Origin of the sequence: Streptomyces sp. NPDC017991 (assembly GCF_044328075.1) — a bacterium.
Taxonomy (GTDB): domain Bacteria; phylum Actinomycetota; class Actinomycetes; order Streptomycetales; family Streptomycetaceae; genus Streptomyces.
This window is the reverse complement of record NZ_JBIRGP010000040.1, coordinates 1-9,656: the sequence shown is the minus strand read 5'-3', so window position 1 is coordinate 9,656 and position 9,656 is coordinate 1. Positions and strand designations below refer to the sequence as shown.

Here is a 9,656-nt window from a genome sequence, read left to right as displayed (position 1 = left end):
GGCACCCGCCCGGTCGGCCGTCCGCCGGGGCGGGCGGCGCGCCCCCGCCCGTCACCACCCGCCACCCCACCGCCCCACCCCCACCAGCGGTACGCTGACCAGGCACATCCGCGCACCCTCACAACCCGCCACATCCGCACGGATCCACCCGAAGGGACAACCCCATGCCGCTCGAAGCCGGCCTCCTGGAGATCCTCGCCTGCCCCGCCTGCCACGCCCCCCTCAAGGAGCAGGACACCGAGTTGATCTGCACCGGCCAGGACTGCGGCCTGGCGTACCCCGTCCGCGACGGCATCCCCGTCCTCCTCGTCGACGAGGCCCGCCGCCCCGCCTGACGACCGCCGCCCGGCACCGTTCCCGGCCCCCGGGGTGACACGGACGGCCTCACGGGGAACAGCCCTCTCAGGGACCCCTTCCGTACCCCCGCCCCCCGGCGCCCGCACACCGACGACGACCCGGCGATCGGAGACCTGACGCCATGCTCGACGAATCGCTGCTCGACACGCCGGAGGCCCTGGCCGAGGCAGACCACCGCGCCCTCCTGCGCGGAGCGGCCGAGGCCGGCGCCCGTGTCCGCACCGCGGCCCGGCACGCCCTCGAGGCCGGCGTCCACGACCTCGCCCCGGACGGCCGCCCCCGGGCGATCCTCATCGCGGGCCCCGGCGCCGCCGCCACGACCGTCGCCGACCTCCTCCGCACCCTCGCCGGCGCCTCCTGCCCCGTCATCCGCCTCGCCCCCACCGGCGTCGCCCCCGCCGGGGGCGCCCTGCGCTGGGACCTCCCCGGCTGGATCGGCTCCCTCGACCTCCTGCTGATCGCCACCCCCGACGGCAGCGAACCCGGCCTCGCCCTCCTCGCCGAGCAGGCCTACCGCCGAGGCTGCACCGTCGTCGCCGTGGCGCCCGCCCGCTCCCCGCTCACCGACGGCGTGGCCGCCACCCACGGTCTGTTCGTCCCCATGGCCACCGCGCCCTACGAACACGACGAGCAGCCCCCCGTCGCCGCCTCCGCCCCCGGCGTCCTGTGGGCCCTGTTCACCCCCCTCCTCGCGCTCCTCGACCGCATCGCGCTGCTCTCCGCCCCGCCGGACGCACTGGAGAAGGTCGCCGACCGCCTCGACCACGTCGCCGAACGCTGCGGCCCCGCCATCGCGACCTACAGCAACCCCGCCAAGACCCTGGCCGCCGAACTCGCCGACGCCCTCCCCGTGATCTGGACCGAGGGCGCCTCCGCCGGCCCCGCGGGCCGCCGCTTCGCCGACGCCCTCGCCGAACTCTCCGGCCGCCCCGCCCTCGTCTCCGAACTCCCCGAGGCCCTCGCCGCCCACAGCGCCCTGCTCGCCGGCCCCCTCGCCGCCAGCGCCGACCCGGACGACTTCTTCCGCGACCGCGTCGAGGAACCGCCCGCCCTGCACGCACGCGTGGTGCTGCTGCGCGACCGCCCGATCGGCGGCCTCACCGCCGCCCCGGCCGCCCGCGACCTGGCCCTCAGCCACGACACGCCCATCAGCGAACTCGAACCGGAGCCCGGCGACGAACTCGTCACCCTCGCCGAGCTCATCGCCGTCACGGACTTCGCCGCCGTTTACCTGGCGCTCGCCTCGGGAGCCTGAACCGGCGACCGGCCGCCCGCACACCCGCGACGGCCGTCGCCCGCCCCGCCCACGCGACCGACGGACCCACCGACAGGCAGGCAGAGACACCGCATGGACCGCCTCGACAACACCATCCGCCCCTACGCCTGGGGTTCCCCCACCGCGATCCCGCACCTCCTCGGCGCCGAACCGACCGGCGAACCGCAGGCGGAGATGTGGATGGGCGCCCACCCCGGCGCCCCCTCCCGCACCGGCCGGGGCACCCTCGCCGAGGTCATCGAGGCCGACCCGCACAAGGAACTCGGCGCGCCGGCCGTCGGCAAGTTCGGCCCCCGGCTCCCCTTCCTCCTCAAGATCCTCGCCGCCGGCGCCCCCCTCTCCCTCCAGGTCCACCCCGACCTGGCACAGGCCCGAGCGGGCTACGACGACGAGGAGCGCCGCGGCATCCCCGTGGACGCCCCCCACCGCAACTACAAGGACGCCAACCACAAGCCCGAACTCATCTGCGCGCTCACCGAGTTCGACGGCCTGTGCGGCTTCCGCGCCCCCGTCGAGGCCGCGGACCTCCTCGACGGCCTCGGCGTCGACTCCCTCAAGCCGTACGTCGACCTCCTGCACGCCCACCCCGAGGACGCCGCCCTGCGCGAAGTCCTCACCGCGATCCTCACCGCCGACCCCGCGGAGACGGCCCGCACCGTCACCGCCGCCGCAGCCGCCTGCGACCGCCTCGGCGGCGCCTACGCCCCCTACGCCGGCATCGCCCACCACCACCCCGGCGACCCCGGCGTCATCGCGGCCATGCTCCTCAACCACGTCCGCCTCCGGCCCGGCGAGGCACTCTTCCTCGGCGCCGGCATCCCGCACGCCTACCTCAGCGGCCTCGGCGTCGAGATCATGGCCAACTCCGACAACGTCCTGCGCTGCGGCCTCACCCCCAAGCACGTCGACGTCCCCGAACTCCTGCGCGTCGTCCGCTTCGAGCCCGCCGACCCCGCCGTCCTGCGCCCCGAAGCAGCCCCGGACGGCGAGGAGGTCTACGAGACCCCCACCGACGAGTTCCGCCTGTCCCGGTACGTCCTCCCCGAGGGCGCCGCCCCCCGCGACCTCACCCTCCCGACCCCACAGATCCTCCTGTGCACCGCGGGCGCCGTCCACGCCGACGGCCACACCCTGACCCCCGGCCACTCCGTCTTCGTCCCCGCGGGCGAAAAGGCCGAAGTGTCCGGAGCCGGCACGGTCTTCCGGGCCACCGTCGTCGCCTGACGCATCCCGTCCGTCCCACCGGGCACACGGATGGCGGACCGGGCTGCAACAATGACCCACCGCAAAGGACGGGCAAAGCCGACGACGGCACGAGCGCCCCGAGGACGACCCCCAGCACGAAGGGACCACGCGAACACATGAGCGCGTCAGGCGGCACCAAAGCGATCGTGGCGGCACTCGGCGCCAACCTCGCGATCGCGGCATCGAAGTTCGTGGCGTTCGCGTTCAGCGGCTCGTCGTCCATGCTCGCCGAGGGCGTCCACTCGCTCGCCGACTCCGGCAACCAGGCGCTCCTCCTCGTCGGCGGCAAGAAGGCCCAGCGCGAGGCCACCCCGCAACACCCCTTCGGCTACGGCCGCGAGCGCTACATCTACGCCTTCCTCGTCTCCATCATCCTGTTCTCGGTCGGCGGCATGTTCGCCCTCTACGAGGGCTACGAGAAGATCCAGCACCCGCACGAACTCGAACACTGGTACTGGCCCGTCGGCGTCCTCGTCTTCGCGATCCTGGCCGAGTCGTTCTCCTTCCGGACCGCCATCAAGGAGGCCGCCCCGCTGCGCGGCGGCCTCTCCTGGAAGGAGTTCGTGCGCCGCGCCAAGGCCCCCGAGCTCCCGGTCGTCCTCCTGGAGGACTTCGGCGCACTCGTCGGCCTGGTCCTCGCCCTCCTCGGCGTCGGCCTGTCCCTGGTCACCGGCGACGGCGTCTGGGACGGCATCGGCACGATCTGCATCGGCATCCTGCTCGTCCTCATCGCCGTCGTCCTGGCCATCGAGACCAAGTCCCTCCTCCTCGGCGAGGCCGCCGGCCCGGAGGAGTCCCTGAAGATCCAGGCCGCCATCGTCGACGGCGACACCGTCACCCGCGTCATCCACATGCGCACCCTCCACCTCGGCCCCGAGGAACTCCTCGTCGCCGCCAAGATCGCCGTCCAGCACGACGACACGGCCACCGAGGTCGCGCGCGCCATCGACGCCGCCGAGTCCCGCATCCGCGAGGCCGTCCCCATCGCCCGCGTCATCTACCTCGAGCCCGACATCTACAGCGAGAGCGAGGCCGCCAAGGGGCCGGACCCCAAGGCGACCCCGGGCGGACCGGCCCACCCCCCGGCCGACCACTGACCCACCACGCCGTCCGACGGGGCCCGCCGACCACCGGCGGGCCCCGCCCGTTTTCCCGCCACCCCACCCCTCACGCTCCGTGATCGGCGTGATCTGTTCGGAAGTGGACTGGGGTCGCCCGGCGCCACCGGTGTAGCTTGGAACGGAGCCAGACGTCGCTGCTGATGGCGGTCGGGCGGTCCCAGCACGGACCGACCGAGGGAGAGAGGGCCTCCGACGGACTGCGCTGCGCGCACGCGGGCATGCCTGTGTCCCCACAGGGCACCCCTGTGTCCGCCGCCGCGCAGACCAGCCGTACCCAGACCTCGACCCAACCCCGAGGAGCAGCTCGCAATGACGACTGTCGACAACCGACAGGACTTCAAGGTCGCCGACCTCTCCCTGGCCGAGTTCGGCCGCAAGGAGATCACCCTCGCCGAGCACGAGATGCCGGGCCTCATGGCGATCCGCAAGGAATACGCCGAGGCGCAGCCCCTCGCCGGCGCCCGCGTCACCGGCTCCCTGCACATGACCGTGCAGACCGCCGTCCTCATCGAGACCCTCGTCGCCCTCGGCGCGCAGGTCCGCTGGGCCTCCTGCAACATCTTCTCCACCCAGGACCACGCCGCCGCCGCCATCGCCGTCGGCCCCGACGGCACGCCCGACAACCCGCAGGGCGTCCCCGTCTTCGCCTGGAAGGGCGAAACGCTCGAAGAGTACTGGTGGTGCACCGAGCAGGCCCTGACCTGGCCGGACAGCCCCACCGGCGGCCCCAACATGATCCTGGACGACGGCGGCGACGCCACCCTCCTCGTCCACAAGGGCGTCGAGTACGAGAAGGACGGCAAGGTCCCCTCGCCCGACACCGCCGAGTCCGACGAGCACCGCGTCATCCTCGAACTCCTCACCCGCACCGTCGCCGAGACGCCCCAGAAGTGGACCCAGCTGGCGTCCGAGATCCGCGGCGTCACCGAGGAGACCACCACCGGCGTCCACCGCCTGTACGAGATGCAGCGCGACGGCCTCCTCCTCTTCCCCGCGATCAACGTCAACGACGCCGTCACCAAGTCGAAGTTCGACAACAAGTACGGCTGCCGCCACTCCCTCGTCGACGGCATCAACCGCGCCACCGACGTCCTCATCGGCGGCAAGACCGCCGTCGTCTGCGGCTACGGCGACGTCGGCAAGGGCTGCGCCGAGTCCCTCCGCGGCCAGGGCGCCCGCGTCATCGTCACCGAGATCGACCCGATCTGCGCCCTCCAGGCCGCGATGGACGGCTACCAGGTCACGACCCTCGACGAGGTCGTCGACAAGGCCGACATCTTCATCACCACGACCGGCAACAAGGACATCATCATGGCCTCGGACATGGCCAAGATGAAGCACCAGGCCATCGTCGGGAACATCGGCCACTTCGACAACGAGATCGACATGGCCGGCCTCGCCAAGACCCCCGGCATCGTCAAGGACGAAATCAAGCCGCAGGTCCACACCTGGACCTTCCCCGACGGCAAGAAGATCATCGTCCTCTCCGAGGGCCGCCTGCTGAACCTGGGCAACGCCACCGGCCATCCGTCGTTCGTGATGTCCAACTCCTTCGCGGACCAGACCCTGGCCCAGATCGAGCTGTTCACCAAGCCCGACGAGTACCCGACCGGCGTCTACACCCTGCCCAAGCACCTCGACGAGAAGGTCGCCCGCCTCCACCTGGACGCACTCGGCGTGAAGCTCACCCAGCTCCGCCCCGAGCAGGCCGCCTACATCGGCGTCGACGTCGACGGCCCCTACAAGCCGGACCACTACCGCTACTGAGTCCACCGCCCCACCCGCCGGGGAACGCACCCGCGCGCTGACGCGCTCACCGGCACCGGACAGGTCCTCCGAGGCAGGCCCCCGCACCCCCGTGTCGGGGGCCTGCCCCTTCGGTCCCGCACCGGCCCGGCCGTCACCCCGCCGGACCGGCTCGCCCGGATGACCGGACCAGCCCGTCAGACCCCAGGACCCCCATGCCCCGCGGCCGCTATTCGCTCCACGATCCGCACGATCACACCCCCCTCGCCCACGAGCACTTCCACTGCGCCCCCGGCCCCTCCGGCTGGCGCTACGTCTCCCAGCTGACCGCCCCCACCGGCGAACACGCCGGCTCCGTCGACCTCACCCTCGACGATCTCGGCCGCCCCCTCCGCCTCGAACTCCACGCGAGCGGCTGGCAGGTCCGCGGCGCGGCCCTCGACGGCGTCACCTGGGTCCGCACCGACCCCACCGGCGCCCACGCCACGGAAGGCAACGTCCGGGCCCACGCCTTCACCGGCACCTCCCCCGCCTTCCTCATCGCCACCACCCGTCTCCTGCGCCTCACCCCCTCCACGTCCGCGACCCGCGTACGCCTCGTAGCCTTCACCGACCCGGTCCTCGCCCCACGCACCGTCGACCAGTCCTGGGCGCTGGTGAACAGAGAAGCACACGCCACTGACAGCGGCCCCCTGACCGTGGACGAATACCAGGTCACAGCCCTGGACACCGGCGAACAGCACACCGTCCACATCGCCGGCGACATCGTCCTGGCGGCCCCCGGCATCGAGCTGGAAGACCTCGAATCACCCCCGTCGGCCCTCGACTGAAGCAAGGCGGGCGACGGCGGGTCGAGGACGACGCGCAGGGACGACGCGCCCGGCACCTACGCGGGTGGCACGAACCCCGTGGCCGGAAGCCCGGTCGGCCCCGCGTCAGCGGACGCCCCCGCCCCACCGCCGCTCCCGCCCTGCCGGGGAGACTCCGCCCCAGCCTCCGCAGGCCCCTCGACCACGGGGAAAGGGACGAGGGGACCGTGCCCGACAGGGGCCCGGCCGTCAGGGCCGGAGCCGGCGGGGCCGTACCCGTCAGCCGGGACCGCAGGCTGCTGCCCCCCACCCGCGAACGCCCGCCGCGCCTCCCGCACCTGCCGCTCCTGCACCACCGCGGCCAGATACGCACCCGGCGGCACCCCCGGAGGCACCGGAGCCCCCGTCCGCGCCGCGAGATCCCCGGCCAGCCGCTCCGCCATCGCCCGGCCGACCTGCGGATCCAACTGCTCCATCCGCCCCAGGTACTGCCGGACCGCCAACCACAGACCGTCCGGCACCGCCGACAGATCGAGTCCCGAGAACCGCCCGGCCAGCCACGGCGGGGGAGGCGGCAGGAAACCCGTCCGCGCCACCGGCACCCGCTCCCGCACCACCAGCGTCCCGGCGAACACATCCCCGAGCCGCCGCCCCCGCGCCGACACCAGTGAGGCGACACACGCCACCACCCCCGCCGTCAGCAGGATCTCGACCACGCCGAGCGCACCCCGCACCAACGCGTGCCGGAACCGGATCGGCCCGCCGTCGTCCCTCACCACACGCAACCCGCAGGCCACCTTCCCCAGCGACCGCCCGTGGCTGAGCACCTCCACCGCGATCGGCCCACCGGCCAGCACCAGCAGGAACGCGGCGATCGAGACCGCCGTCCGCGCCGCCTCGTCCAGGGACGCGGTGGCGGCCAGCAAGGCGATGCTCACGACGACATAGACCACCACGGCCACCGTCAGGTCCAGCAACGCGGCCACACCCCGGCTGGGCAGCCTGGCAGGCTGCAGCTCCAGCGCCACCGCCTCACCCGTCACCAGCTCACTCACGCCCGCCGCCCCTTCCCCGACCTGCCCCGGCAACGGTCAGTCTGCCAAGCTGAGGGCACACCGCGCCCCGGTACGACAAGCTGATCCCACGCCCGGCCGCCGACGAACAGCCGAGGAGCAGGCACCCGATGGACCTCGACGTCTTCGTCTCCGCCCACCGAGCCGAATGGGACCGCCTCGACGCCCTCCTGCGCCGCCGCCGCCTCACCGGCACCGAGGCGGACGAACTCGTCACCCTCTACCAGCGCACCGCCACCCACCTCTCGCTGATCCGGTCCAGCGCCCCCGACCCGCAGCTGACCGGCCGGCTGACCCACTTGGTGGCACGCGCGCGCAGCACCGTCACAGGCACCCGACGCGCCTCCTGGAGGGACGTCACCCGCTTCCTCACCCAGGACTTTCCCGCGGCGGTCTACCGGTCACGGCACTGGTGGGTCCCCACGGCCCTCGTCTCCACGGCCGTCGCCGCCCTCCTGGGCTGGTGGATCGGCTCCCACCAGGAAGTCCAGTCCTCCATAGCGGCGCCCGGCGCATTGCGCGAGCTGACCCGCCCCGGCGGCCAGTACGAGACGTACTACTCCAGCCACCCCGCCGCTTCCTTCGCCGCCCAGGTCTGGACGAACAACGCCCAGGCCGCCGCGATGTGCCTGGTCCTCGGCGTCTTCCTGGGCCTTCCCGTCCTCTGGATCCTCCTCCAGAACATGCTCAACCTGGGGATCGGCATCGGCCTCATGTCCTCAGCGGGCCGGCTCGACACCTTCCTCGGCCTGGTCCTCCCGCACGGCCTCCTGGAACTCACCGCCGTCTTCGTCGCCGCCGGCACCGGCCTGCGGCTCGGCTGGACTCTCGTCGACCCCGGTTCCCGCACCCGGCGCACCGCCCTCGCCGAGGAAGGCCGCGCCGCCGTCGGCATGGCCGTCGGCCTCGCCCTCGTCCTCTTCGTCTCGGGAGCCGTCGAAGGCTTCGTCACCCCCTCGGGCCTCCCCACCTGGGCCCGCATCGCCATCGGCGTCGCCGCGGAGCTCGCCTTCCTCGGCTACGTCTACGTCCTCGGCGCCAGAGCCGTCCGCGCCGGCTCCACGGGGGACGTGGAGGCATCCGAGCGCAGCGCCACGCTGCCGACGGCCGCCTGATGTGCATCTGGGCCCGTTCAACTGCTAGTCTCCTGCTCGCCCCACAAGAGCCGTTGACACGGGTCGCGTGGGGAGGTAGATTTGAACAGTTGCCTGGACTGGACAGGGTCCGGTCGGCAACGAGTGAAAATCTATACGGCTTCCCGGAACGCTGATTCCACAGAAGCCCCTCCCGATGAATCGGAACGAATGGCTGGTCAGACCGGCCGGAAACTTCTGATAAAGTCGGAACCGCCGGAAAGGAAACCGCGAGTCAAAAGCGGGAACCTGGAAAGCGCCGAGGAAATCGGATCGGAAAAAAGATCTGATAGAGTCGGAGACGCAAGACCGAAGGGAAGCGCCCGGAGGAAAGCCCGCGAGGGTGAGTACGAAGGAAGCGTCCGTTCCTTGAGAACTCAACAGCGTGCCAAAAATCAACGCCAGATATGTTGATACCCCGTCCCCGGCCGTGAACGCCGAGGATGAGGTTCCTTTGAAAAAACACAGCGAGGACGCTGTGTGCGAGGGGATCATTCCTCTCCTCGCACCGCTCTCGTGGTGTTCATCCCGATCACGGGAAAACATTCACGGAGAGTTTGATCCTGGCTCAGGACGAACGCTGGCGGCGTGCTTAACACATGCAAGTCGAACGATGAACCACTTCGGTGGGGATTAGTGGCGAACGGGTGAGTAACACGTGGGCAATCTGCCCTGCACTCTGGGACAAGCCCTGGAAACGGGGTCTAATACCGGATATCACTTCCACTCGCATGGGTGGAGGTCGAAAGCTCCGGCGGTGCAGGATGAGCCCGCGGCCTATCAGCTTGTTGGTGAGGTAACGGCTCACCAAGGCGACGACGGGTAGCCGGCCTGAGAGGGCGACCGGCCACACTGGGACTGAGACACGGCCCAGACTCCTACGGGAGGCAGCAGTG

At 71.8% G+C, this 9,656-nt stretch carries 8 protein-coding genes and 1 rRNA gene; 8 read left to right on the top strand and 1 reads right to left on the bottom strand.

What is annotated here, in order from left to right:
• Positions 1–164 precede the first annotated feature (164 nt).
• The 6 genes from ACH4DZ_RS44845 to ACH4DZ_RS44820 all read left to right on the top strand — a co-directional run bounded on the left by ACH4DZ_RS44845 (position 165) and on the right by ACH4DZ_RS44820 (position 6,575).
• On the top strand, positions 165–335 hold the full coding sequence (locus ACH4DZ_RS44845; RefSeq protein WP_007382472.1) for a Trm112 family protein: 171 nt from the start codon (positions 165–167) through the stop codon (positions 333–335).
• Positions 336–478: 143 nt separating this feature from the next.
• Positions 479–1,612, top strand: coding sequence for an SIS domain-containing protein (locus ACH4DZ_RS44840; RefSeq protein ID WP_397965358.1), 1,134 nt, complete (start codon positions 479–481; stop codon positions 1,610–1,612).
• A gap of 93 nt (positions 1,613–1,705) precedes the next feature.
• Complete coding sequence (gene manA, locus ACH4DZ_RS44835; protein ID WP_397965360.1) at positions 1,706–2,857, top strand: mannose-6-phosphate isomerase, class I; 1,152 nt, start codon at positions 1,706–1,708, stop codon at positions 2,855–2,857.
• Positions 2,858–2,994: 137 nt separating this feature from the next.
• Positions 2,995–3,975: a cation diffusion facilitator family transporter gene (locus tag ACH4DZ_RS44830; protein ID WP_397965361.1), complete on the top strand. Its 981-nt coding sequence runs from the start codon at positions 2,995–2,997 to the stop codon at positions 3,973–3,975.
• A gap of 333 nt (positions 3,976–4,308) precedes the next feature.
• The gene (gene ahcY, locus ACH4DZ_RS44825) at positions 4,309–5,766 is read left to right on the top strand and encodes an adenosylhomocysteinase (protein ID WP_397965362.1); all 1,458 of its coding nucleotides are present in this window, start codon (positions 4,309–4,311) and stop codon (positions 5,764–5,766) included.
• A gap of 194 nt (positions 5,767–5,960) precedes the next feature.
• Positions 5,961–6,575: a hypothetical protein gene (locus ACH4DZ_RS44820; protein WP_397965363.1), complete on the top strand. Its 615-nt coding sequence runs from the start codon at positions 5,961–5,963 to the stop codon at positions 6,573–6,575.
• Between the two features lie 56 nt (positions 6,576–6,631).
• On the opposite strand, the gene ACH4DZ_RS44815 is transcribed toward ACH4DZ_RS44820, so the two are convergent.
• Positions 6,632–7,609: an RDD family protein gene (locus ACH4DZ_RS44815; protein ID WP_397965365.1), complete on the bottom strand. Its 978-nt coding sequence runs from the start codon at positions 7,607–7,609 to the stop codon at positions 6,632–6,634.
• Positions 7,610–7,737: 128 nt separating this feature from the next.
• On the opposite strand from ACH4DZ_RS44815, the gene ACH4DZ_RS44810 reads away from it, so the two are divergent.
• Both ACH4DZ_RS44810 and ACH4DZ_RS44805 read left to right on the top strand, forming a co-directional pair.
• Positions 7,738–8,742 (top strand): stage II sporulation protein M, encoded by a 1,005-nt coding sequence (locus ACH4DZ_RS44810; protein ID WP_397965367.1) that lies wholly within the window; start codon positions 7,738–7,740, stop codon positions 8,740–8,742.
• A 563-nt stretch (positions 8,743–9,305) separates the two neighbouring features.
• A 16S ribosomal RNA gene (locus tag ACH4DZ_RS44805) occupies positions 9,306–9,656 on the top strand; the annotation flags it as partial.

What these genes read in the sequence shown, in the direction of transcription:
- ACH4DZ_RS44810 (WP_397965367.1), top strand. Translation starts at nt 7,738, where the DNA reads ATGGACCTCGACGTCTTCGTCTCCGCCCACCGAGCCGAATGGGACCGC.
- ACH4DZ_RS44820 (WP_397965363.1), top strand. Translation starts at nt 5,961, where the DNA reads ATGCCCCGCGGCCGCTATTCGCTCCACGATCCGCACGATCACACCCCC.
- ahcY (WP_397965362.1), top strand. Translation starts at nt 4,309, where the DNA reads ATGACGACTGTCGACAACCGACAGGACTTCAAGGTCGCCGACCTCTCC.
- ACH4DZ_RS44840 (WP_397965358.1), top strand. Translation starts at nt 479, where the DNA reads ATGCTCGACGAATCGCTGCTCGACACGCCGGAGGCCCTGGCCGAGGCA.
- ACH4DZ_RS44830 (WP_397965361.1), top strand. Translation starts at nt 2,995, where the DNA reads ATGAGCGCGTCAGGCGGCACCAAAGCGATCGTGGCGGCACTCGGCGCC.
- ACH4DZ_RS44845 (WP_007382472.1), top strand. Translation starts at nt 165, where the DNA reads ATGCCGCTCGAAGCCGGCCTCCTGGAGATCCTCGCCTGCCCCGCCTGC.
- manA (WP_397965360.1), top strand. Translation starts at nt 1,706, where the DNA reads ATGGACCGCCTCGACAACACCATCCGCCCCTACGCCTGGGGTTCCCCC.